The sequence below is a fragment of the Bradyrhizobium australafricanum genome, from assembly GCF_020329495.1.
GTDB lineage: Bacteria > Pseudomonadota > Alphaproteobacteria > Rhizobiales > Xanthobacteraceae > Bradyrhizobium > Bradyrhizobium australafricanum.
The window spans coordinates 35,644-57,888 of the sequence record NZ_JAGKJL010000016.1 but is presented as its reverse complement, the minus strand read 5'-3'; the positions used below and the strand labels follow the sequence as shown (position 1 = coordinate 57,888).

21 protein-coding genes are annotated in these 22,245 nt (G+C 65.0%); 10 read left to right on the top strand and 11 right to left on the bottom strand.

The window, feature by feature from the left end:
• The first annotated feature begins 4 nt into the window (after nt 1-4).
• Nucleotides 5-1,315, top strand: a complete 1,311-nt coding sequence (locus tag J6525_RS16420; protein WP_018269119.1) for an HlyD family type I secretion periplasmic adaptor subunit — start codon at nt 5-7, stop codon at nt 1,313-1,315.
• 312 nt (nt 1,316-1,627) lie between these two features.
• Here J6525_RS16420 and J6525_RS16415 read toward each other — a convergent pair whose 3' ends face one another.
• Nucleotides 1,628-2,110 carry a CinA family protein gene (locus J6525_RS16415; protein ID WP_225645419.1) on the bottom strand — a complete coding sequence of 161 codons (483 nt, stop codon included), beginning with the start codon at nt 2,108-2,110 and terminating at the stop codon, nt 1,628-1,630.
• 173 nt (nt 2,111-2,283) lie between these two features.
• Between J6525_RS16415 and J6525_RS16410 the strand changes: the two genes are divergently transcribed.
• The 4 genes from J6525_RS16410 (at nt 2,284) to J6525_RS16395 (ending at nt 5,560) form a co-directional block, all read left to right on the top strand.
• Nucleotides 2,284-3,360 carry an amidohydrolase family protein gene (locus J6525_RS16410; protein WP_225645418.1) on the top strand — a complete coding sequence of 359 codons (1,077 nt, stop codon included), beginning with the start codon at nt 2,284-2,286 and terminating at the stop codon, nt 3,358-3,360.
• Complete coding sequence (locus tag J6525_RS16405) at nt 3,357-4,466, top strand: amidohydrolase family protein (protein WP_225645417.1); 1,110 nt, start codon at nt 3,357-3,359, stop codon at nt 4,464-4,466. The genes J6525_RS16410 and J6525_RS16405 overlap by 4 nt, the downstream gene beginning before the upstream one ends.
• 53 nt (nt 4,467-4,519) lie before the next feature.
• Complete coding sequence (locus J6525_RS16400) at nt 4,520-4,933, top strand: Rieske (2Fe-2S) protein (protein ID WP_016846808.1); 414 nt, start codon at nt 4,520-4,522, stop codon at nt 4,931-4,933.
• 114 nt (nt 4,934-5,047) lie between these two features.
• Nucleotides 5,048-5,560 carry a class I SAM-dependent methyltransferase gene (locus tag J6525_RS16395; RefSeq protein ID WP_225645416.1) on the top strand — a complete coding sequence of 171 codons (513 nt, stop codon included), beginning with the start codon at nt 5,048-5,050 and terminating at the stop codon, nt 5,558-5,560.
• 39 nt (nt 5,561-5,599) lie between these two features.
• Here J6525_RS16395 and tcuB read toward each other — a convergent pair whose 3' ends face one another.
• From tcuB to J6525_RS16375, 4 genes are all read right to left on the bottom strand, one after another.
• Nucleotides 5,600-6,703, bottom strand: coding sequence for a tricarballylate utilization 4Fe-4S protein TcuB (gene tcuB / locus J6525_RS16390; protein WP_092085276.1), 1,104 nt, complete (start codon nt 6,701-6,703; stop codon nt 5,600-5,602).
• Nucleotides 6,704-6,719: 16 nt separating this feature from the next.
• A complete protein-coding gene (tcuA, locus tag J6525_RS16385) occupies nt 6,720-8,120 on the bottom strand; it encodes an FAD-dependent tricarballylate dehydrogenase TcuA (protein ID WP_225645415.1) in 1,401 nt (466 codons plus the stop codon).
• A gap of 128 nt (nt 8,121-8,248) precedes the next feature.
• Nucleotides 8,249-9,559 carry an MFS transporter gene (locus J6525_RS16380; RefSeq protein WP_028336585.1) on the bottom strand — a complete coding sequence of 437 codons (1,311 nt, stop codon included), beginning with the start codon at nt 9,557-9,559 and terminating at the stop codon, nt 8,249-8,251.
• A gap of 271 nt (nt 9,560-9,830) precedes the next feature.
• Nucleotides 9,831-10,730, bottom strand: coding sequence for a transcriptional regulator GcvA (locus tag J6525_RS16375; protein WP_092085280.1), 900 nt, complete (start codon nt 10,728-10,730; stop codon nt 9,831-9,833).
• A 118-nt stretch (nt 10,731-10,848) separates the two neighbouring features.
• Here J6525_RS16375 and J6525_RS16370 point away from each other — a divergent pair, with 118 nt between their 5' ends.
• Both J6525_RS16370 and J6525_RS16365 read left to right on the top strand, forming a co-directional pair.
• The gene (locus tag J6525_RS16370) at nt 10,849-11,067 is read left to right on the top strand and encodes a DUF1127 domain-containing protein (RefSeq protein ID WP_176937012.1); all 219 of its coding nucleotides are present in this window, start codon (nt 10,849-10,851) and stop codon (nt 11,065-11,067) included.
• A gap of 70 nt (nt 11,068-11,137) precedes the next feature.
• Nucleotides 11,138-11,761 (top strand): GNAT family N-acetyltransferase, encoded by a 624-nt coding sequence (locus J6525_RS16365; RefSeq protein WP_225645414.1) that lies wholly within the window; start codon nt 11,138-11,140, stop codon nt 11,759-11,761.
• A gap of 297 nt (nt 11,762-12,058) precedes the next feature.
• Here J6525_RS16365 and J6525_RS16360 read toward each other — a convergent pair whose 3' ends face one another.
• Together J6525_RS16360 and J6525_RS16355 are read right to left on the bottom strand one after the other, a co-directional pair.
• A complete protein-coding gene (locus J6525_RS16360) occupies nt 12,059-12,889 on the bottom strand; it encodes an enoyl-CoA hydratase (protein ID WP_225645413.1) in 831 nt (276 codons plus the stop codon).
• Nucleotides 12,890-13,126: 237 nt separating this feature from the next.
• Nucleotides 13,127-13,828 (bottom strand): SDR family NAD(P)-dependent oxidoreductase, encoded by a 702-nt coding sequence (locus J6525_RS16355; RefSeq protein WP_028339127.1) that lies wholly within the window; start codon nt 13,826-13,828, stop codon nt 13,127-13,129.
• Nucleotides 13,829-13,899: 71 nt separating this feature from the next.
• On the opposite strand from J6525_RS16355, the gene J6525_RS16350 reads away from it, so the two are divergent.
• Nucleotides 13,900-15,684 (top strand): acyl-CoA dehydrogenase family protein, encoded by a 1,785-nt coding sequence (locus J6525_RS16350; protein WP_225645480.1) that lies wholly within the window; start codon nt 13,900-13,902, stop codon nt 15,682-15,684.
• Nucleotides 15,685-15,737: 53 nt separating this feature from the next.
• Entirely contained in the window at nt 15,738-16,826 is a 1,089-nt protein-coding gene (locus J6525_RS16345; RefSeq protein ID WP_018269116.1) for a Zn-dependent alcohol dehydrogenase, read from the top strand.
• Between the two features lie 138 nt (nt 16,827-16,964).
• Here the strand turns inward: J6525_RS16345 and J6525_RS16340 are convergent, their stop codons facing one another.
• The 4 genes from J6525_RS16340 to J6525_RS16325 all read right to left on the bottom strand — a co-directional run bounded on the left by J6525_RS16340 (nt 16,965) and on the right by J6525_RS16325 (nt 21,475).
• A complete protein-coding gene (locus tag J6525_RS16340) occupies nt 16,965-17,318 on the bottom strand; it encodes a nuclear transport factor 2 family protein (RefSeq protein ID WP_092085288.1) in 354 nt (117 codons plus the stop codon).
• Nucleotides 17,319-17,441: 123 nt separating this feature from the next.
• Nucleotides 17,442-18,914: an amidase gene (locus J6525_RS16335; protein ID WP_092085290.1), complete on the bottom strand. Its 1,473-nt coding sequence runs from the start codon at nt 18,912-18,914 to the stop codon at nt 17,442-17,444.
• A gap of 256 nt (nt 18,915-19,170) precedes the next feature.
• A complete protein-coding gene (gene mbfA, locus J6525_RS16330; RefSeq protein WP_057016287.1) occupies nt 19,171-20,142 on the bottom strand; it encodes an iron exporter MbfA in 972 nt (323 codons plus the stop codon).
• 178 nt (nt 20,143-20,320) lie between these two features.
• Nucleotides 20,321-21,475 carry an alpha/beta fold hydrolase gene (locus tag J6525_RS16325; RefSeq protein WP_225645479.1) on the bottom strand — a complete coding sequence of 385 codons (1,155 nt, stop codon included), beginning with the start codon at nt 21,473-21,475 and terminating at the stop codon, nt 20,321-20,323.
• A 104-nt stretch (nt 21,476-21,579) separates the two neighbouring features.
• On the opposite strand from J6525_RS16325, the gene J6525_RS16320 reads away from it, so the two are divergent.
• Complete coding sequence (locus tag J6525_RS16320) at nt 21,580-22,086, top strand: hypothetical protein (RefSeq protein ID WP_225645412.1); 507 nt, start codon at nt 21,580-21,582, stop codon at nt 22,084-22,086.
• The last annotated feature ends 159 nt before the right edge of the window (nt 22,087-22,245 follow it).

Genomic DNA, 22,245 nt, shown 5'->3' with positions numbered 1-22,245 from the left:
CCGCATGACCGATCAACCGCGCAACGCACATCGCTCGATCCGCAAGCATCTGATCGTCGGCCTCGCCGTGGTTCTGGTTCTCGGCGGTGGCGTCGGCGGCTGGGCCGCAACGGTACCGATCTCGGGCGCGCTGATCGCGCCGGGCTCGGTGGTGGTCGAATCCAACGTCAAGAAGGTGCAGCATCCGACCGGCGGCGTGGTCGGCGAGGTGCGGGTGCGCGACGGCGACGTGGTCAAGGCGGGCGACATCGTCGTGCGCCTCGACGAGACCGTCGTGAAGGCCAGCCTCGCAATCGTGGTCAAGACGCTGAACGGTCTTTATGCGCGCGCGGCCCGGCTCGAGGCCGAGCAGCAGGGCCGCGACAAGATCGCCTTCCCGCCGCAGCTGCTCGAGCAGGCCAAGGAGCCGGACGTTCGCGACATCATGGCGAGCGAAACCAAGCTGTTCGAGGTTCGCGTCAACGGCCGCACCGGCCAGAAGGCGCAGCTGCGCGAGCGCGTCACCCAGCTCAACGAGGAGATCTCCGGCCTGCAGGCGCAGGAGAGCGCCAAGGACAAGGAGATCGCGCTGGTGCAGCAGGAGCTGGTCGGCGTCCGCCAGCTCTATGAGCAGCATCTGGTGCAGCTGACGCGCCTGACCACGCTCGAGCGCGACGCGGCGCGGCTCTCCGGCGAGCGCGCGCAGTACATCGCCTCGCGCGCGCAGGCCAAGGGCAAGATCACCGAGACCGAGTTGCAGATCATCCAGGTCGACAAGGACATGTTGTCGGAGGTCTCGAAGGACCTGCGCGAGACCAACGACAAGATCGGCGAGTTCGTCGAGCGCAAGGTCACCGCAGAGGACCAGCTCCGCCGCATCGACATCCGCGCGCCGCAGGACGGCGTCGTGCTGCAGTCGACCGTGCACACCGTCGGCGGCGTCATCACCGCGGGCGACGCCATCATGATGATCGTGCCGAAGGCGGACGATCTGTCGGTCGAAGCCAAGGTCAATCCGCAGGACATCGACAAGCTGCAGGTCGGACAGAAGACCGTGCTGCGGCTCTCCGCCTTCAACCAGCGCACCACGCCGGAGCTGAACGGCGTCGTCACCCGCGTCTCCGCCGACGTCACCACCGACCAGCGCACCGGGCAGAGCTATTACACCATCCGCGTCTCGATGCCGCCGGAAGAAGTCGCGCGCCTCGGCAGCGAGGTGAAGATCATCCCGGGCATGCCGGTGGAAGCCTTCGTGCAGACCGGCGACCGCACCATGCTGTCCTATCTGATGAAGCCGATGAGCGACCAGTTCATGCGCTCGTTCCGCGAGAAGTGAACCCCGCGCTGCTCTTGTAGCCCGGATGAAGCGCAGCGAAATCCGGGAACAGTCGCGCAGCGGATGAAGTCGTCCCGGATTGCGCTTCGCTTCATCCGGGCTACGCCGTCCTCGTTAGATTGCAGGCTCTTTCCCCAAGTCGTCCCTGCGAAAGCAGGACCCATAACCACAGGATCGAGTTGTTGAAGCGGGCTGTGGCTCCAGCGAACCATCGTCAATGGCCATCGGTGGTTATGGGTCCCGGGTCGCGCTTCCGCGTTCGCTCGTTGAGCTACAGCGGACAAGTCGCTTGCCCGGGACGACAGCGGAGATTTATTGCTCCAAATTCCTCAACAACAACTCCAGCGCCGCTTTCGCAAATGCCTGCATGTTCGCCTGCCGGTCGCCGCTGGCGGTTTCCAGCGTGATCACCTGCTGCCGGGGGCCGGCGACCGCCATGCAGCTGTGGCCGGCGGCATCGCCGTAGCGGTTGCCGGTCGGGCCGGCGGCACCGGTCTCCGACAATCCCCAATCGGTTGCGAGGCGCTCGCGAATCTGCCGCGCCAGCAATTGCGCGTAGGGTTCCGACGACGAGCGGAGCCCACGCATGGCATCGTCGGAAATATCCATCAGCGCGCGCCGCGCGTCGCGGGTGTAGATCACGCCGCCGCCGAGGAAATAGGCCGACGCGCCGGGAACCGCGAGCAGCGATGCGGAGATCAGTCCGCCGGTTGAGGATTCCGCGACCGCAATCGTCTGCTTGTTCCCGATCAGCTTTGCGGCGACCTGTTCGGCGATGGATGTGAGCGCGTTCATCGGCCTTCTTTCTCGTTGCTTGCCATGAAAATCCCGTGGGGCGTTCTGCCTTCCTAGCACAGCACGCAGGCCCTTGCCGAGTTGCAGGCCGCGGCATGGCCTGCTTGAATGCGAGCCAAGAACCAAGCGCCGCCCGACAAGCTTGTTGTGAGAGCGTGCGCGGAGGAAACATCATGACGTCGCCGATCGCGGGCGGCGTGGATTGCGATCTGCATCCCGCCGTACCTCACCTCACCAGCCTGCTGCCGTACATGAACGACTACTGGCGCGACCAGGTGACGACGCGCGGCATGACCGACCTGATCTCGCAATCCTATCCGACCAATTCGCCGATCTCGTCGCGGCCGGACTGGCGTCCTGCACAAGGCAAGCCGGGCTCGAGCCTTGCGGACATGCAGCGGCAGGCGCTCGACAGGTTCGGCACCGCCTACGGCATCTGCAATCCGCTCTACGGCGTGCAGATGGTGTTCTCCGAGGACATGGCCGATGCGTTCTGCCGCGCGCTGAACGACTGGCTGGTCAAGGAATGGCTCGACAAGGATGATCGCCTGCACGGCTCGATCGTGATCCCGGTGCAGAGCATCGAAAAGGCGGTCGCCGAGATCGAGCGCTGCGCGCAGGACAAGCGCTTCGTGCAGGTGCTGATGCTGGTGATGGGTGACATGCCGCTTGGCAAGCGCCACTACTGGCCGATCTACGCCGCGGCCGAGCGGCTCGGCCTGCCGATCGGCATCCATGCCGGCAGCGCCTATCACAATCCGCCGACCTCGGTCGGCTGGGGCTCCTATCACATCGAGGATTATGTTGCGCAGGCGCAGGCGTTCCAGACGCAGCTCACCAGCCTGATCGTGGAGGGCGTGTTCGCGCGCCATCCGAACCTGAGAATGGTGATGCTGGAATCCGGTTTCACTTGGCTGCCGCCATTCCTGTGGCGGCTGCACAAGTTCTGGCGCGGCGTGCGCATGGAGACCCCGTGGGTCGACCGCGCGCCGCTGGAGATTGTGCGCAGCAACATCCGCTTCTCGCTGCAGCCGGTCGATGCGCCGCCGGACGGAGACACGCTGAACCGCCTGTTCGACCATATGCAGTCGGACGAATTGATCCTATTCTCGTCAGATTATCCGCATTGGCAGTTCGACGGTGACGAGGTGCTGCCGCAGAGGTTGTCGCAGGATCTGGTACGCAAGATCATGATCGATAATCCGCATGCGACCTATGGCCGGCTCAAGGTGAAGGAGATGACGCCATGAACATCCAGCTCCGCGAGCGTCCCGAAACCGCATCGCCGACCAGCATCAAGACCGCGATCGCCGACTGCGACATCCATCCGGCCCGCGCCACCAAGGATGAATTGTATCCTTATCTCGAAAAGCGCTGGCATGCGCATCTCGAGGCCTTCGGCGTCCATGCCTATCAGGGCATGATGGGAGGCCCGCCCTATCCGAAGGCGCAGCCGAATGCGTCGCGCCGCGATGCCTATCCGCCGGAAGGCGGCCCGCAGGGCTCGTCGCTGTCCTTCATGCAGAAGCAGCACCTCGATCCCAACAATGTCGCGCTCGGCGTGCTCAACCCGCTCAACACCGGACAGGGCATCCGCAACCAGGATCTCGCCGGCGCGATCTGTTCGGCAATCAACGACTGGCAGATCGAGAAATGGACCAGCAAGGATTCCCGCCTGAAAGGCTCGGTCGTCGTCGCCAATGAGGATGGCATGTCGGCCGCCGCCGAAATCCGCAAGCGCGCGGGCGACACAAATTTCGTCCAGGTGCTGCTGCTCAGCCGCAATGTCGAGCCGCTCGGCCAGCGCCGTTACTGGCCGATCTATGAGGCGGCACAGGAAGCCGGCCTTCCGATCGGCGTGCACGCCTTCGGCTTCGGCGGCAACCCGATTACCGCGTCGGGGTGGCCGAGCTACTATATCGAGGAGATGGTCGGGCATTCGCAGTGCCAGCAGACCGCGCTGGCGAGCCTCGTGCTCGAGGGCGTGTTCGAGCGCTTCCCGAAACTGAAGATGGTGATGGTCGAGGCTGGCTTCGGTTGGGCGCCGTCGCTGGCCTGGCGGCTCGACAAGGTGTTTTCGCGGCTGCATGCCGAGGTGCCGCATTTGAAGCGCAAGCCGTCGGAATATATCCGCGACCACATCTGGTGGACGACGCAGCCGATGGAGGATCCGGAGAGCCGCGACCATCTGTTCCAGACCATCGAGTGGATCGGCTGGGACAGGCTGCTGTTCGCGACCGATTACCCGCATTGGGATTACGACGAGCCGTCGCGCGTGCTGCCGGCCGGCGTCAGCGATGCCAATCGCCAGGCGTTCTATCTCGACAACGCCAAGCAGCTGTACGGTATCGCATGATCCGAAAAAGTGGGAACCGGGTTTTCGAATCAGATCATGCGTGAGAACGATTGATGGCGCGGCATGTGATAGCCCCAGTGGACGAACTGCCGCCGGGCTCGCGAAAATTTCTCGAGATCGACGGACGGCCGATCGCCGTCTTCAACGTCAAGGGCGAGTTCTTCGGCCTGCTGAACCGTTGCCCGCATCAGGGTGCGGCGCTGTGCGAGGGGCCGCTGATCGGGCTCGCGTCGTCGTCGGACCCCGGCGAGATCGAATACACCAAGCTCGGCGAGATCCTGCGCTGTCCCTGGCACGGCTGGGAGTTCGACATCCGCACCGGCCAGTCCTATTGCGATCCGCGCCGCTTCCGCGTGCGCGCCTATCCGGTCAGCGTCGAGCCGGGCACCAATGTGGTGAAGGGGCCGTATGTCGCCGAGACCATCAAGGTTGCGGTGGAGAGCGACTACGTGGTGGTGGATCTGTAGCCGCGACCGTCCCGAAACCCTGTTCACCGGAGATGGCAATCGGTGAGCGTCATGCAAAGCATCCTCTTGCGTGCGTTTGGCCGTCCTCGGGGCCTCCTGGGGAGGCTCGGCGGCATGATCATGGCGCGCACCAATGCCGATTGCGGCGCGTGGGTCGCAGATCGCCTCGAGGTCGGACCTGATGACAGCGTTCTCGAAGTCGGGTTTGGTCCGGGCGTCGTCATTCAACGCCTGTCGACATTGGTGCCGGCGGGACGCGTCGCGGGCATTGATCCGTCGCAGGAGATGGTCGGGCAAGCTCGCGCCCGGAACGCGGCCGCGATCGAGGATGGTCGTGTCGAGCTTCGGCTTGGCTCCGTGGAGCGCATGCCATTCGATGCGGACAGCTTCGACGCGGCGCTGGCGATCAACTCGATGCAAGTCTGGCCGGACGCCGTCGCCGGGCTGCGGGAGGTCCGGCGCGTGATGAAGCCGAGCGGCGGGATCACACTCGGCTTTACGCGTTACTCCGGACAGCCCAAGGAAGGGGTCGCTGAAAAGCTGGCAGCAGCCGGCTTCACGAGGGGTCACCTTGTTGAGACGGATGAGTGGTTCTGTGCCCTGGCGACGAAGCCCGATGCAGAATGATTTCGTAAGCCGGGCTTACGCTGCGCTACCCACCACCATTCATTCCGCCATCATCTGCCGTTCGCGCGCATAACGCACCAACGCGACGAAGCGGTAGATGCCGTGCACGAATTTGCCGTAGGGCATGGTGATGAACAGCGCGAACACCACGCCGAGATGCAGCGCCAGCAGCGGGCCCATCGCGGCGGTCTCGCGCCATAGCAGCAAGGCGAGGCCGGTGATGCTGGTCAGGAACAGCATCAGGATGAACGCGGTGTCCATGCCCATGCGCTGCTCGTCGACCAGCACGCGGTCGCGCTTCCATTTCTCGCCGAGCAGGCCGAGTGGGCCGACCACGAGCCCGATGCCGCCGAGCGTGCCGAGCACGACGGGCAGGTCCCACCACGCATAGGGCGCCTCGCGCGCCAGGAGGTAGTGATACAGCGTGCCGACGCAGGTCGCGGCGAAGCACAGCGCGAAGCCATAGAAGGTGAAGTGGTGATACAGCTTGCGGCGGTCGGTCGGTTGGTCGTCCTCGTTGAAGCAGCCGACGCCGCCGCCGTCGAGATAGCGCAGCTCGCCGGCGTCGCGGACCGCCTGCAACAGCGCCTTCGCATCCGTCGTCATGCCGACCGGCTCGCCGATGTCGCGCCAGAACGCGCGCACGCCCATCACCAGCGCCAGGATCGCGTAGAGCAGGGCGGCGCCGAACAGCAGCGCCATCGCATTGTGCGGCATCAGTTTGTAGAACGCGCCGGGACCGGTGTGGATGCCGGTGAGCACGCCTCGATCATTGACCGCGGCGAAGCCGAAGATGAAGGCGGCGACGCTGAGCGCTGCGATCAGGCTGATGACGAGGCCGTTGCGCGCGAATGCGCCGGCAAAGGCGCGCGGCCAGGCATAGGCGGCATAGGATTCGGCGCGCGCGACCGCCAGCGTCTTCGGCACATTGACGTTGAATTCGTGCGGCGGCGAGAACTGGCAGTCGGTGTAGCAGGCGCCGCAGCTATGGCAGAGGTTGGCGAGGTAGTTGAGATCGCCGTCGGAGAAGGCGCGGCGCATCTCCATCGCGGGAAACACCGCGCACAGGCCCTCGCAATAGCGGCAGGAATTGCACACCGTCATCAGACGGTCGGCTTCCTGCAAGATCCTCGTCCCGTGCATCGCGTCAGTCCCGCCTTCAGTTCCGCGCATTCTTGGCTGCTTCCCGGCCGGCGACGCGACCGAACACGCTGCCGATGGTCATGCCGATGCCGGCGGCATAGCCCTTGCCGAGCACGTTGCCGGCCATGATCTCGCCGGCGGCGAACATGTTGGCGGACGGCTTGCCGTCCTTCATCAGTATCCGCGCCTCCCTGTTCACGCGGGTGCCGAGATAGGTGAAGGTGATGCCGGGCCGCACCGGATAGGCGAGGTAGGGCGGCGTCTCGATCCGGCGCGCCCAATGCGTCTTCGCTGGCGTGATGCCTTCGGTAGCGCAGTCGTCGAGGATGGTGTGGTCGAAGGTGCCGGGCTGCACTGCGGCGTTGAACTCGGTGATGGTCTTTTCCAGCGCGGCTGCGTCGAGCTCGAGCTTGCCGGCGAGCTCGGCAATCGTCGCGCCCGCGATCGGCGGAAACAGCGTCGGCATGAAGCTCGTCACCACGGTCGAGTCGAAGATGATGTAGGCGATCTGGTCCGGCTGCGCGGCGACCAGGCGGCCCCAGATCGCATAGCGCTTCGGCCAGATGTCCTCGCCCTCGTCGTAGAAGCGCTCGGCATGCTTGTTGACGACGATGCCGAACACGACCGAATCGTGACGCGTGATGATGCCGCCGTCGAATTTCGGCGCGCGGGCGTCGATCGCCACGGCATGGCATTGCGTCGGATCGCCGATCTCCTGCACGCCCTTGGCGAGCAGCATCTTGAGGATCGCGCCGCGATTATAGGGCGTGCCGCGGATCAGGAAATTGTCGGCCGCATCGCCCCAGGATTCCTTCAGCCATTTGACGTTTGCCTCGAAGCCGCCGGCGGCCGCAACCAGGGTCGAGGCGCGGACTTCGGTCTTGCCGCCGACCGGCTGCTTCAGCTGCGCCGAAAGGAACATGCCGTCCTCGACCGTGAGGTCGATGACCTCGGCATCGTAGAGGATGTCGACGCCGAGCTCCTCGGCGGTGTGATAGAGCGCGTTCAGCATCGCGCGGCCGCCGCCGAGGAAGAACGAGTTGGTGCGGCCAAGGCTCAGCGTGCCGCCGAGCGACGGCTGCCAGCGCACGCCCTGCTCGACGATCCAGTTCAGGATGTCCTTGGATTCGTGGATCATGAAGCGGGCCAGTTCCTCGTCGGTCTGGCCGCCGGTCACCAGCAGCAAATCCTTCCAGAATTCCTCCTCGGTGTAGGGACCGGTGAGGATTTCGGTCGCTGCGTCATGGGCGCAGCGCATGTTGCGGGTGTGGCGGGTGTTGCCGCCGCGATAGAATTTCGGGGCGCCTTCCAGCACCAGCACCGAGGCGCCGGCGCGCCGTGCGCTGATCGCAGCGCACAGCGCGGCGTTGCCGCCGCCGATCACCAGGACGTCGAACCTGCGCGTCAGATCAACCATGCGCTCTTGTTATCGTTGTTGGCATGGAAAGCAACACGGCCGGGCGCATGAGCATGATCCGGAAAAGCGTGTCGCGATTTTCCGGAGAAGTCATGCCCAGCGAGCCCGCCCGGCCGCGAAGTGGAATATCAGGCCGCAACCGTCTCGCGCTGCTCGATGGTCTGGCCGCCACGATAGACGATCAGCGCGGCGACGATGCCGAGAGCTGCGGCGCACATCAGCCAGTAGCCGGGCGAAGCCTTGTCGCCGGTCCGCTGGATCAGCCAGGTCGAGGCGAACGGCGTGAAGGTGCCGAACAGCCCGGCCGCCAGTGCAAAGGCCAGCGAGAAGCAGGTGGTGCGGACATGCGCCGGCACGATCTCGACCAGGCAGCCCAGCATGGTGCCGCTGTAGACGCCGAAATAGAACGAGAACATCATCTCGACCGCCAGCATCTTGCCGAACGACGGATTGGTCACCAGCCAGTGCAGCGCCGGATAGGCCGTGATGAGGGACAGGCCGGCGATCGCCAGCAGCACCGGCTTGCGGCCGATCCGGTCCGACACCGCGCCGCCGACCGGATTCCAGATGAAATTGGTCACCGCAACCAGCAGCGTCACCAGCAGCGCATCCTGGGTCGAGAGCTTCAGCACGGTCTTGCCGAAGGTCGGCGTATAGACGGTGACGAAGTAGAAGGTGGTGGTGGTCAGCACCGCGATCATCATGCCGAGCACGACGATGCGCCAGTTCGCGATCGCCGAGGCGAACACCTCGCTTGCGGTCGGATGCTTCTTCATCGCGAGGAACGCCGGGGTCTCCTCCAGCGTCCGGCGCAGGAAGAAGATCACCGGGATGATCAGGCAGCCGACGAAGAACGGGATGCGCCAGCCCCAGGAGGCAACGGTCGCGGCCGGCATGCTTTCGCTGAGGACGAAGCCGAGGATCGAGGCGACGAAGATCGCGACCTGCTGGCTCGCCGACTGGAACGAGGTGTAGAAGCCGCGATTGCCGGGCGTGGCGATCTCCGCGAGATAGACCGAGACGCCGCCGAGCTCGACGCCGGCGGAGAAGCCCTGCAGCAGGCGCGCGATCAGCACGATGATCGGCGCCGCAATGCCGATGGTCGCATAGCTCGGGCAGAGCGCGATCACCACGGTGCCGATAGCCATGATCGACAGCGTCACGATCAGGCCCTTGCGGCGGCCGATGCGGTCGATATAGGCGCCGAGCACGACGGCGCCGACCGGGCGCATCAGGGCGCCGAGCCAGAACACGCCGAACGCGTTGAGCAGCGCCGCAGTCTCGTTCTCGGAGGGGAAGAAGGCCTTCGCAATCGCCTGGGCATAGAAGCCGAACAGGAAGAAGTCGAACTGCTCGAGGAAATTGCCGCTGGTCGCGCGCAGGATGGCGCCAAGACGCGATTTGATCTGCGGGACTTGCGATGAACTCGACTGCGACATAACGCCCTTTCCTCCCCGTGACGAAACGGCCGGCGCAAATTGTTTCGCCGGCCAAAGCAGTTAACTGCCATGTGCGGCAATTTGGCACGCCTGTCCGGCGCGACCAACCCGAAATCACGCGGGGGGCTATGGGAAAAAAGCCGTAGGTGGAAATCGCAGGGAGCCTTTCGAGCGAAGGGGATATTGGTTCGCGCGAAGAAACCTCGTCAAAACAATGATCTAGTGCTTCGGCCCAGGTTCAATCAGAACCGAAGCCGGCGCGTGCGCCGCATCAAGGCGCGGCGTGCGCCGTTGTGCCGAGCCAGCTCCGGAACGCGGAGAGCTTTGGCGTATCGGCGCGTCCCTGCGGCGAAACCAGGTAGAAGCCGGCGTCGGCCGGCAGCGTGATCTTGAAGGGAACCACGAGGCGGCCCTTGGCGATGTCGTCCTGCACATAGGAGGTGCGGCCCATCGCGATGCCGATGCCGTCGATCGCGGCCTGGATCGTCACGAACAGCAGGTCGAAGGTGACGCCGGGCTGCTTGGAAATATCGGTCGGCAGCCCCGCCGCGGTCAGCCACAGCCGCCAGTCGTCGCTGTTGGCGTTGCTGGTGTGGAGGAGCGTGTGATCCCTGAGGTCTTCAGGGCATTTCAGCGGTCTGGTTCCCTGCAACAGCGACGGGCTGCACACCGGAAACAGCTCATCTGCCATCAGCCAGTCGGCACGCAGGCCCGCCCATTGGCCGCGGCCATAGCGGATCGCCGCATCGACCTTGTCGCGCTGGAAGTCGACCAGGCTGGTCGAGGTGGTGATGCGAACGTCGATGCCGGAATGCGCCTCCTGGAACGCCGACAGCCGCGGCAGCAGCCATTTGGCGGCAAGCGATGCCAGCGTCGAGACCGTCAGCACGTGATCGTCGTCCCTGCGCAGCAGGCGATCGGTGGCGAGCCTCAGGTCGTTGAAGGCGGCGCGGACGCCGGGAAGGTATTCGCTAGCCTCCGGCGTCAGGCTCAGCGAGCGGTTCTGGCGGACGAAGAGGCGGACGCCGAGCTCCTCCTCCAGCCGCCGGATCTGATGGCTGATCGCGGTCTGCGTCACGTTCAGTTCGGACGCCGCCAGCGTGAAGCTCATATGCCGTGCGGCGGCCTCGAACGCTCTCAGGCCATTCAGCGAAGGCAGGCGGCTGGTCATCCCCGGCTTGTCTCCAGATACATGACTTTAATTCATCCGAAACGGTACAAAGTGTCGTTTGTGAACGAGCCGAATGGCGCAGATATTACCGCCAACAGGTTACCGATAGGAGCCGCAGATGTCCATTTTCACCCATGAATCGATGACAAATCATCATACGCCAAATCATCACGCGTCGGGGCTGCTGAACCAGGTCGGCGAGACGCTTCACGTCTGGTGGGAGCGCTACGAACGCCGCCGCGAGCTGTCGCAATGGACCGAGCGCGACCTGCACGACATCGGCATGTCCCGCAGCGACATCGTGTTCGAAACCGAGAAGCCGTTCTGGCGGGCCTGAGAAGGACGCCTTCGCTGGCGTCGCCTCGATCGAGGGACGCCGGCCAATTTCTTCACCCGAGGAGCGTGTCATGGTTGCGCTGCATCTCGACGATCTCAAGCAATACTCTGACGTGCTGCGCGCCAAGAACGGCGGCGAAGTCAAGGTGCGCTTCGTCGAGCCGCGCGACCGCGAGGAGCTGCAGAGCTACATCCGCTCGCTCTCCGCGGGGTCCCGTTACAACCGCTTCCTGGGCGCGTTGAGCGAGCTGCCGAAGACGGAGCTCGAGCATTTCATCCATGTCGGCGAGGCTGACCGGTTCACGGTGGTCGCGACGATGCCGGTCGATGGCTTTGAGACCATCGTCGGCGAAGCCCGCTACGCCTTCCATGCCGATAATTCGAGCGTCGAGTTCGGCCTGTCGATCGATGACCGGTGGCAGGGCCACGGCATTGGCAAGGCGCTGGTCAGGAATCTCGAATGCCGCGCGGCGTCCTTCGGAGCCGAGCGCATCTTCGGCGATACACTGCGTTCCAATGCGACGATGGTCGGCCTCGCCCGAAAGTCGGGCTACGCCTTCACCCAGAGCCCCGGCGACTGGAAGCTGGTGCGCTTCGTGAAAGAGATCCACGTCGAACCGCAAGACATTCCCTGTGCCAGCTGGCGGCTTGCCGCCACTTCCCGCTTGGCCGCGATGTCCTCGCTTGCGGTTTGACTGACTAGGCCCGGTTCTGGCCCCTCCAGAACCGGGCCCTTTTCTTTTTGATTGCTCCGACCCCGTAGCCCGGATGAAGCGCAGCGTAATCCGGGGTCGTACCGCCGCGAGACTTGTCCCGGATTTCGCTTCGCTTCATCCGGGCTACGGGTTCTCACCTCCCCCTGAAAAGGGGGAGGTGAGCTTTGCTCGCCAGAGCAACGCGGGTGGGGATCTTCTCTCTCCCCGGCAATGGCGCGTGTGGCTGACCCCCATCCCGACCTTCCCCCTTTCAGGGGGAAGGAGAAGAGATCGCGCTCAACTCCCCCGGAACACCGGCTTCCTCTTCTCGATGAAGGCCTGCACCGCCTCCTTGTGATCGGCCGTCGTGGTGAGGCGGATCAGCCGCTCGGCCTCGTGGTCGCGCGCGGTGGCGAAGTCGAACTGCAGCGCCTCGTCGAGATTGTCCTTCATGTAGCGCAGCGCGAGCGTCGGGCCCTCGGCGATCGACTGCGCCAGCGCAAAGGCCTCGTCCTGCAGCGTCTCGTCCGGCACCACGCGGTTGACGAGACCGATCTGCTCGCATCTCGCGGCGTCGACCTTCTCCGAGGTGAACATCAGCTCGCGGGCGCGCGAGGTGCCCACCAGCCGCGTCAACAGCCAGGCCATGCCGTAATCGCCGCTCAGCGCCACGCGCAAGTAACCGGTCGAGATGAAGGCGGATTGTGCCGCGATCCGGATGTCGCACGCCATCGCAATCGCAAGGCCGGCCCCGACCGCGGGGCCGGGAAGGGCGGCAATGGTCGGCTTGCGCACCGAGGCCAGCGCGCCAGTGAGCAGGCGCTGGCGCTCCTGCAAATCGGCGACCTTGTCCTCATAGGACATCTCGAGCTTCTTCTTGTCGCGATGCGCGCCCATGCCCTTGACGTTGCCGCCGGCACAGAACGCCTTGCCGGCGCCGGTGACGAGCAGCACGCCGACCTCGGGATTCTCGCCGCAGGTCTTGATCATGGTGCGCAGCGCCGGCGTCAAGGTATCCGACAGCGAGTTGCGGGCGTCAGGGCGGTTCAGCGTGATGACGGCGACGCGATCGCGGATCACGCAGAGCAGTTCGTCGGTGCCGGTCTCGATCTTGATTTCAGCGGTCATGTCGTCGCTCCCCATGTCTGTTTGTTTCGTCATTCCGGGGCGATGCGAAGCATCGAGCCCGGAATCTCGAGATTCCGGGTCTGGTGCTAGCGCACCATCCCGGAATGACGGTGAAAGTTACTTCACGCGGTGAGCAAAAGGCGCCAAGCCTCGTGCGCACCGCCTCACAGCTTGCTCGCGATCTTGATCACGTTGGCGTTTCGTGCAGCCTACGCTGCTTACATGATCTCCGTCATCTCAAAACTTCTCAACCCAGGGCCGCAATTCCAGCTCCCAGGTCCAGGCGCTGCGCGGCTGTTGCAGCACGTTCCAGTAGCTGAGTGCAATCGCGTCGGGATCGAGCATCGAGTCCGGCCGATCGGCGGGCTCGGTGCGGGCGGCGCTGCGGATGCCGCCGTCGATCACGAAATGCGCGACATGGATGCCCTGCGGCGACAGTTCGCGTGCCATGCTCTGCGCGAGGCCGCGCAACGCGAACTTGCCCATCGCGAACGGCGCCGACTGCGCATAGCCCTTCACGCTGGCAGAGGCGCCGGTGAACAGGATCGCGCCTTTCTTGCTCGGCAGCATGCGCTTCGCCGCCTCCTGCGCCACCAGGAAGCCGCCGAATGCCGAGACCGCGATCGCCTGCTCGACCTCTGAAGGCACGAGTTCAACGAACGGCCCGCGCGAGCGGCCGCTGGCGTTATAGACCACGAGATCAGGTGTTCCGATCTCGCGCTCGACCAGACCAAAAAGCCGTTCGACATCCTCGGCCTTGGTGGTATCGCAGGCATAGGCGCGTGCGCCGGTTTCGGTGCAGAGCGCGCCGAGTTTCTCGATGCTGCGGGCGCCCAGTGCCACGCGAATTCCCTCCCGCGAAAATAGCCGCGTCAAGGAGGCGCTGAGGCCCGCGCCGGCACCGACGATCAGGGCGATCTTGTATTTTGGAATATCCATTGGGCTTTCCTTTGCTCGGCCGGAGGAGGATAGTCGTGCCCAAACAAATGAGCACCGAAGCCGGGAATTCAATGCAGCCGCACAAGCAGGACCCGAAAACGTCAGCCGCCACCAACCAGCCGGGGCTGCTGGCGCCCGACACGACGGGAATGAATTTCTACCGGGCCGATCCGGCGCTGACCGACCTTCTGAAGCTGCATCTGCCCGAGGCATTGTTCCGCCACATCGAGCCGCATCTCGACCGCCTCGGTGGGTTAGCCGGAGGCTATCTCGACGAATGCGCGCGACTTGCTGACCGGCATACGCCGGTGTTGCACCAGCGTGACAAGTTCGGCCGCGACGTGCAGCACATCGAATACCATCCGGCCTATAGCGAGATCGAGAACGCCGCGTTCGGCGAGTTCGGCATCCACGCGCTGTCGCTCCGCAAGGGCATCATGGGTTGGCCCGACAAATACCCTGTGGTGGCCAAGCACGCCTTCACCTTCCTGTTCAACCAGACCGAATTCGGCATGGGCTGCCCGATCAACGTCACCGACGGGTGTGCAAAGCTGCTGGCAAATTTCGGCAGCGAGGCGCTGAAGGCGAAATATCTCGACGGCCTGACCCAGACCGACATGAGCAGGCTGACGCAGGGCGGCCAGTTCATGACCGAGAAGGAGGGCGGCTCCGATGTCGGCACGCTGACCACGCGCGCCGTGCAGGAGGGCGACCACTGGCGGCTCTATGGCGAGAAGTGGTTCTGCTCCAACGCCGATGCCAAGGTGGTGATGCTGCTGGCGCGGCCGGAAGGCGCCGGGCCGGGCACCCGCGGCGTCGGCCTGTTCCTGATGCCGCGTTTCCTCGACGACGGTTCGCAGAACCATTACCGGATCGTGCGGTTGAAGGACAAGCTCGGCACCCGCTCGATGGCCTCGGGCGAGATCAAGTTCGACGGCGCGATCGCCTACGCCGTCGGCAAGCTCGACCGCGGCTTCGTGCAGATGGCCGAGATGGTGAACTCGTCGCGGCTCTCCAACGGCGTGAAATCGACTGCGCTGATGCGCCGCGCCTGGCACGACGCGATGACAGTGGCGCGTGGCCGCGTGGTGTTCGGCCAGCGCATCATCGACCTGCCGCTGGCGCGGCGGCAGCTGATGAAGATCATGCTGCCGACCGAGCAGGCGCTGTCGATGAGCTTTCTGACCGCCGACGCGCTCGACCGCGCCGAGGCCGGCAGTCAGGACGCCGCGGCGCTGCTTCGCATCCTGACGCCGACGCTGAAATTCCGCGCCACTCGCGACGCCCGCAAGGTCTGCGGCGATGCGATGGAGATGCGCGGCGGCATCGGCTACATCGAGGAATTCGTCACGCCGCGGCTGCTGCGCGACGCGCATCTCGGCTCGATCTGGGAGGGCACCGGCAACATCGTCGCGATCGATGCGCTGAAGCGCGCGGTCGGCCGCCATGGCGCCGACAATGCGCTCGCCGCCGATCTGCATGCGCGGCTCGATGACAGCCCGACTGTTCCGCAGGCCTGGCGCAATCGGCTGCGTGACCTCAGTGACCGTGCGGTCGCGTTTGCGCGCGAGGTGGCGAGCCGCATCGACAATGAGGGCGACGCGCGGCGCGCCACCAGCCTGCTCTATCATGTCGCAAGCGCGGTCGCGCTGGCGTGGGAGGGCGGGCGCATCCACCAGATGCGCGGCGATGCGCGCCGGCTGTTGCTGTCGCGGATGGTGATCGATCACCGCGTGCTGCCGGGCGATCCGTTCCGGCTAACGGAAAATACCGTTCAGCGCAGGATGACCGAGCACCTGCTCGGCGATCGCGCGGTCGGCATGGCCGAGGTTGGCGAATTGCTTGACGCAGCGTAGGCTGCTGCGCGAGCGAACTTTTCAAACAATCAAAAACGTCAAGGGAGACCCCGATGAAGGCCGCCGTCCTGCATGAAGTCAATCAGCCGCTGGTGATCGAGGACGTCAGCGTGCCCAATCCGGGGCCGCGCGAGGTCCTGATCCGCACCGCGGTCGCGGGCCTCTGCCATTCCGATCTGCACTTCATGGAAGGCCTCTATCCGCATCCGCTGCCGGCGGTGCTCGGCCATGAATCGGCCGGCGTGGTCGAGAAGGTCGGCTCCGACGTCAATTACGTGAAGCCCGGCGATCACGTCGTCACCTGCCTGTCGGTGTTCTGCGGCACCTGCGACAACTGCACCACCGGCCGCACCGTGCTGTGCACCGACACCACGGTGAAGATGCTGCCCGGCGCCTCCAACCGCCTGTCATGGGGCAGGAAGGAGAAGCTCAACCAGTTCCTCAATCTGTCGTCGTTCGCCGAGCAGATGCTGGTGCACGAGAACGCCATCGTGAAGATCAAGAAGGAGATGCCGCTCGATCTCGCCGCGCTGATCGGCTGCGGCGTCATCACCGGCTATGGCGCGGTGGTCAACACCGCGAAGGTGACCGCCGGCGAGACGGTGGCGGTGATCGGCTGCGGCGGCGTCGGCATGGCCGCGATCAACGGCGCGCAGATCGCCGGCGCCGGCCGCATCATCGCGATCGACACCAATCCGGCGAAGCTGCAGCTTGCGACCAAGCTCGGCGCCACCGATATCGTCGATCCGGCCCGCGGCGACGTGGTCCAGCAGGTGCGCGAGCTCACCGGCGGCGGCGTGCAGCACTCCTTCGAGGTGCTCGGCCGCAAGGACACCGCCGAGCAGGCCTTCGCCATGCTGGCGGCGGGCGGCACCGCGACCATCGTCGGCATGATCCCGTTCGGCCAGAAGATCGAGCTGCACGGCTTCGACTTCCTGCGCGAGCGCCGCATCCAGGGCTCGTCGATGGGCTCCAACCACTTCCGCGTCGACATGCCGCGCCTCGTCGACTTCTACATGCGCGGCAAGCTGCATCTGGAAGACTGGATCTCGGCCAAGCTGAAGCTCTCCGAGATCAACGAGGGCTTTGCCAACATGAAAGCCGGCAAGACGCTGCGCAGCGTGATCATGTTCGACAGCTGAGCGTCTGTCGTCCCGGCGTAGGCCGGGACCCATACGCCGCGGCCTCGCTTTGGGCACGTGGGTGGACGACTTTCTTTACTCACCACAAGCTGCGGTGGTTATGGGTCCCGGCCTGCGCCGGGACGACACCTGAATCGCTCACCGCGCCACGTGCGCGGATACCGCGAGCCATTTTCCGTTCTGCCGCGCCCAGCAATCGGTGTAGCGGCCGGACGCCGGCTCGCCGTCCGCGTTGGTGTAGCTGGTCTGGGCGTGGATGATGGCGAAATCGCCGAGGATGCGGATTTTGACGTCCTCGGCCTTCAGCCCCTTGATCTTCACCGGGATCGCCGTCTGCTTCAGGAAGGCAGCGCGGTCGACCAGGCTCTTGTCGGGATTGGTGCAGTAGAAGTCCTGCGCCAGAATTTCGTCGAAGCGCTTGACGTCGCAGTTCTGAACGGAATCGACGTAATCCCTGTTGAGCTTTGTCAGCTCCTCGAGATCGTTGCTCATTGGCCTTCTCCCTGGTTTTGTTGTCCGTCATTGCGAGCGCAGCGAAGCAATCCATCTCGCCGCTCGTTGAGATATGGATTGCTTCGTCGCTTCGCTCCTCGCAATGACGGTTTTTTCCAGCACCTAATCATCGAACATCTTCGGCGGCACGAAGCCGCCGAATTCGTGCTCGATCAGCTCGGCGAGCTTGAGCGGCGTGCGGTCCTCGAGCCATGGGCCGACGATCTGCACGCCGACCGGCAATCCGTCGGGCGCAAAGCCGGTCGGGATCGCAGTCGAAGGCAGGCCGGGCAGGGTCGCGATGCCGGGCCAGGCGAGCTGGTCGGTGTAGATGTAAGGCTCGCCGTCGATCAATATTCGCCTCTGCTCCTGGTCGGGCGCATGATCGTGCGGATAGGCCGGCGTTGGCATGATCGGGCAGATCACCGCGTCGAACGACTTGAACAGCTCGCGCCATTGCGCGCGCAGCCGCGAGCGGGCGACCGTCGCCTGCACCCAGTCGCGGTGGCTGAGCGCGATGCCGCGCAGCCGTTCGGCCTGCAGGCTGTTGTCGCTGGCCGGCAGCGCGGCTGCCGCCGCGCAGGCGCCGGCATAGACCTCCGGTGGGAAGGTCGCGGCGAGGAACGACAGCAGCATCCGCATATAGAGCCGCGAGGACGCCGCGAAATCCGGCAGCAGCGGGCTCGAACGCGATATTTTCGCGCCGGCCTTGTCGAGGTGGCTCGCGAGCTTGTCGATGCTGCCGCGAACCGCCTTGTCGGTCGGCAGCACCGGATCGGTGTCGATGACGAGGATGCGGAAATCCTTCAGGCTGGCGTGGCGCGCCGCCGGCAGGTCGAGGCGATAGGCCTTGCCGCCATCGAGCGGATCGGGAGCGGCCATCACGTCGAGCAGCAGCGACAGGTCGGCCGCGCCGCGCGCCATCGGGCCGGTCACCGCAAGGTCGCGCTCATAGATGATGGGCGGCGCCGGCGGCGCGGTGTGGCCGCGCGACGGCAGCAGCGCGAAGGTCGGCTTGTGCGCATAGACGCCGCAATGAAACGCCGGCACGCGCAGCGAGCCGCCGATGTCCGAGCCGAGCGACAGCGCGCCGTAGCCCGCGGCGAGCGCCGCCGACGATCCACCGGAGGAGCCGCCCGGTGTGCGGCCGAGGTCGTAGGGGTTGTTGGTGGTGCCGTAGACCTCGTTGTAGCTCTGCCAGTCGGCGAGCCCGACCGGCACGTTGGTCTTGCCGAGGATCACGCCGCCGGCGTCCTTCACGCGCTGAATCGACAGCGCGTCCTCGGTCGGGACAAAGTCCTTGTGTGGCAGGAAACCCCAGGTCGTCGGCAATCCGGCGACGTTGTAGGATTCCTTCACCGTCATGGGGATGCCGAGCAGCGGCCTGTGCTCGCCGCGCGCGATCGCGGCGTCAGCGGCGCGCGCAGCGGCGAGGCCGCGCTCGAAATCGCGCACGCAGACCGCGTTGACCTTGCCGTCGTGGCGCTCGATGCGGCCGATCGCGTCCTGTGCGAGCTCGACCGCCGAGACCTGCTTGTTGCGCAGCGCCTTCGACAATTCGACGGCGGTCTTGAAGCTGTATTGCGATTTGGCCACGGCGTGCTCCCGGTTTGTTGTTGGCGCGATGATGGGCAGTTTGGTTGCCGCCCGCAAGCGCTGTAGCCGTGACGGTGTCGCCGTGTTTGATCGGAATTGCTCTGCTTTACCTCGCCCCGCTTGCGGGGAGAGGTCGCCGCGCGCTTGCGCGGCGGGTGAGGGGGTACATGTACGTCCACTTGCGTCACGTGTGGATATGGCCCCTCACCCCAACCCTCTCCCCGTAAGAACGGGGAGAGGGAGAATTGAACCGTTGCTACGCCGCGCCGATCAGGATGCCGACCGCGAGCACGATCGCGCCGCCGAGCACGATCTGGAATACCGCCTGCAGGAATGGCGTGTCCATGTAGCGCGCGCGGATGAAGGCGATCGCCCACAATTCGAAGAACACCACGATGCCGGCAATCGCGGTCGCGATCCAGAATGCGTTCGGCCAGGCGTCGGGCACCAGATAGGGAATGGTGTGGCCGAGCCCGCCGAGCGTCGTCATCAATCCGCAGGTCAGGCCGCGCAGCCAGGGCGAGCCGCGGCCGGTCAGCGAGCCGTCGTCGGACAGCGCCTCGGCAAAGCCCATGCTGATGCCGGCGCCGATCGAGGCGGCAAGCCCGACCAGGAAGGTTTGCCAGTTGTGATGCGTTGCGAAGGCGGCGGCGAACAGCGGCGCCAGGGTCGAGACCGAGCCGTCCATCAATCCGGCGAGACCCGGCTGCACATATTGCAGCACGAACATCCGCCGCCGCGTGCGGTCTTCCTCGGCGCGCACGTCCGGCTTGAGGATCTCGCCGGTCAGCTTCACCGCGAGCTTCTCGTGGCCCTTCTCCTCCTCGGCGAGATCGCCGAGCAGCCGCCGCACGCCGACATCCTCGGCCTTCTCGGCGGCTTTGGCATAGAAGCGCTCGGCTTCCAACTCCATGGTCTCGACTTCCTTGCGGATGGTGTCGAGCGGCAGGTTCTTGGTGAGCCAGATCGGGCGGCGGCGCAGGAAGCCTTTGACGTCCTCGCGCCGGATCGGCGGCAGATGCGCCCCGAAGCGCTGCTCGTAGGTTTCCAGCAGTCGGTGGCGATGGCCGCGCTCCTCCTCGGCCATCTCCTCGAAAATCTTGGCGGTATCGGGATAGCGCCCGGCGAGATCCTCCGCGAACGTCATGTAGATGCGGCTGTCCTCCTCCTCGGAGGCGATCGCGACCGCCAGCACCTCGCGCTCGGTCAGATCGGCAAAGTTCTTCACGGCAACGCCTTGTTCACGGAGTTTAAAATTAGAATAGTTCTAAACTATAGGGTTGCACCGGCGCCGGGTCAAATCCGGATCGGCGCGGATTCGCTGCCGCAGCACCGGCAAGCCGCGCGGGTTGAGCGAAGAAAACGCCTGAGATCAACGGGATGCGACGCGACCGCCGAACGGGTGCCTAGCGCTGTGCGCCGGCGTCTCGCAGGAATGTGAGCAGCAGCCGGTTCACCTCATCCGGCTGTTCCTGCTGCACCCAATGGCCGGCGCCGTCGACCAGATGGCAGCCGATCATGTTGGTGCAGGCTTTCGTCTGCATCGCCTCGAACACGCCGGGCCGCTGATAGGTGCCCCAATCCTGCTTGCCGGAAATGAAGGCCGACGGCTGGTCGATCGTGCGGCCGCTCCAGGTCTGCAGTTCCGGGACGAAGGCCCCCGAGGTGCCGCAGCGATACCATTGCAGCCCGCCCTGAAATCCGGTGCGCTGATACTCGGCGCTGTAATAGGCGAGCTCGCTATCCGGCAGCCATGTGTTAGCGGCGATCGCCTCGCGTGACGGCATCTCCTCGGCGACAGTGGCGGCCATGTCCTTGGCGAAATCCATCACGTAATAGGTCGGCAGTTTCGCCAATTCGCCCGCCGACCAGGATTGCGGCGGATACGGCTTGTTGTCGTTCCAGTCCGCGCTCTTGTGGTGGTAATAGGCGCGCAGGAAGTCGTGCACGCCCTGCGGCGCGCGATGCATGTCGTCATTGGCCGGGCGCGTCGAATAGTACCATTGGTAGTGCTTGCGCGGCCGCGGCAGCGCGGCGAGCTCGCGATGCGCGGGGTCTTCGGTCGCGGGCCTTGCCGGTTCATTTGCTGTGTTGAACGGCAGCGACGGCGGTCCCGAGAACGGCGCGCTCATCATCACCACCGCGCGGAACACGTCGGGCCGGATCAGCGCGCACCACGCCGCAACCGAGGAGCCGAAATCATGCCCGATCACCGCATCGACATGCTTGTAGCCGAACGCTGCGACCAGCCCGAGCGCATCGCGCACCAGATTGGGCAGGCGGAACGACGCGAGATCGCCGTCATACTCCGCGCTCCAGCCGGTGGTGCGGCCATAGCCGCGCTGGTCCGGCGCGATGACGTGGTAGCCGGCAGCGGCGAGCTTCGGCATCACCTTGCGCCAGGAGAACGCCAGCTCGGGAAAGCCGTGCAGCAGCAACAGGCAGGGCCGGCCGGATGTTTCAAAGCCCGCTTCCAGCACATGCATGCGCAGGCCGTTGATCTCGTCGACATAACGCGAGCGGATGGTGGAGGGCAGCGGGACGTCGGGGAGGGCTTCCATCGTGCAGATCACCTGTTGGGCATCGCCGCAGAACCAGCGCATTTGGCTGTATGCTGACGGTCATTATTGAACGATAGCAATTTTGCCCAGGGGATGCATACCGCATGCGCCACGCGAGGATTGCAGAGCTGCCCGGCTGGATGTCGCGTCTCGGCGTGATGATCGTGGCGGCAAGTCTGGTGCTGTTGTCGGCGGTGCGTGCCGCCGACATCAAGCAGCTCACCGAGAAACTGCCGCGCGCCTATGTCGGCGAATTCCTGTGGGACGGCGACAACGCGGTGCAGAACGTCGTCATTACCTTCGACAAAGTGCAGGCCCTGAACGAGCAGAACGCGGAAGCGCGCGGCTGCGGTTCATATGAGGTCGGTCGCCACGTGACCAAGATCGGCGTGCAGATGTTCGTCCGGCTGTCCGATCTCGAGGTCGAGATCTTCGAACGCTCGCCCGATGGCAATGGGGCGTTCGAAACCGACGGCAGTCATCGCGGCAAGCTGTCGGAAGATTTTCAGCAGATCGATGCGCAATGGACCACCACGGCATCAGGCAAGCACGGCCAGCTGCATTTGCGTGCCGTGGCATCGGCTGCCTGCGAGCCGGCGGAGGAGTTGTAGGTCGGCGGGCTCGGCGCAAGCGGCGTCCCGCATGCGCTCTTCATCCTCCCTGATGGGCGGGGCGGATCGTTTGCACTATTTCGGAATATTGGAAATATATAGCTGAGTTGCCCGACATGTCAAGCTGCCTTGTCGAATGCCGGCAGCCGCCAGCTCCTT

Bases quoted from the DNA above. Each gene is read 5' to 3' on its own strand.
- J6525_RS16415 (WP_225645419.1), bottom strand. From the start codon at position 2,110: ATGAACGCGCTCACATCCATCGCCGAACAGGTCGCCGCAAAGCTGATC.
- tcuA (WP_225645415.1), bottom strand. From the start codon at position 8,120: ATGGTTGATCTGACGCGCAGGTTCGACGTCCTGGTGATCGGCGGCGGC.
- J6525_RS16395 (WP_225645416.1), top strand. From the start codon at position 5,048: ATGATCATGGCGCGCACCAATGCCGATTGCGGCGCGTGGGTCGCAGAT.
- J6525_RS16370 (WP_176937012.1), top strand. From the start codon at position 10,849: ATGTCCATTTTCACCCATGAATCGATGACAAATCATCATACGCCAAAT.
- J6525_RS16380 (WP_028336585.1), bottom strand. From the start codon at position 9,559: ATGTCGCAGTCGAGTTCATCGCAAGTCCCGCAGATCAAATCGCGTCTT.
- tcuB (WP_092085276.1), bottom strand. From the start codon at position 6,703: ATGCACGGGACGAGGATCTTGCAGGAAGCCGACCGTCTGATGACGGTG.
- J6525_RS16340 (WP_092085288.1), bottom strand. From the start codon at position 17,318: ATGAGCAACGATCTCGAGGAGCTGACAAAGCTCAACAGGGATTACGTC.
- J6525_RS16405 (WP_225645417.1), top strand. From the start codon at position 3,357: ATGAACATCCAGCTCCGCGAGCGTCCCGAAACCGCATCGCCGACCAGC.
- J6525_RS16420 (WP_018269119.1), top strand. From the start codon at position 5: ATGACCGATCAACCGCGCAACGCACATCGCTCGATCCGCAAGCATCTG.
- J6525_RS16375 (WP_092085280.1), bottom strand. From the start codon at position 10,730: ATGACCAGCCGCCTGCCTTCGCTGAATGGCCTGAGAGCGTTCGAGGCC.
- J6525_RS16345 (WP_018269116.1), top strand. From the start codon at position 15,738: ATGAAGGCCGCCGTCCTGCATGAAGTCAATCAGCCGCTGGTGATCGAG.
- J6525_RS16325 (WP_225645479.1), bottom strand. From the start codon at position 21,475: ATGGAAGCCCTCCCCGACGTCCCGCTGCCCTCCACCATCCGCTCGCGT.
- J6525_RS16365 (WP_225645414.1), top strand. From the start codon at position 11,138: ATGGTTGCGCTGCATCTCGACGATCTCAAGCAATACTCTGACGTGCTG.
- J6525_RS16400 (WP_016846808.1), top strand. From the start codon at position 4,520: ATGGCGCGGCATGTGATAGCCCCAGTGGACGAACTGCCGCCGGGCTCG.
- J6525_RS16320 (WP_225645412.1), top strand. From the start codon at position 21,580: ATGCGCCACGCGAGGATTGCAGAGCTGCCCGGCTGGATGTCGCGTCTC.
- J6525_RS16355 (WP_028339127.1), bottom strand. From the start codon at position 13,828: ATGGATATTCCAAAATACAAGATCGCCCTGATCGTCGGTGCCGGCGCG.
- J6525_RS16350 (WP_225645480.1), top strand. From the start codon at position 13,900: ATGCAGCCGCACAAGCAGGACCCGAAAACGTCAGCCGCCACCAACCAG.
- J6525_RS16410 (WP_225645418.1), top strand. From the start codon at position 2,284: ATGACGTCGCCGATCGCGGGCGGCGTGGATTGCGATCTGCATCCCGCC.
- J6525_RS16360 (WP_225645413.1), bottom strand. From the start codon at position 12,889: ATGACCGCTGAAATCAAGATCGAGACCGGCACCGACGAACTGCTCTGC.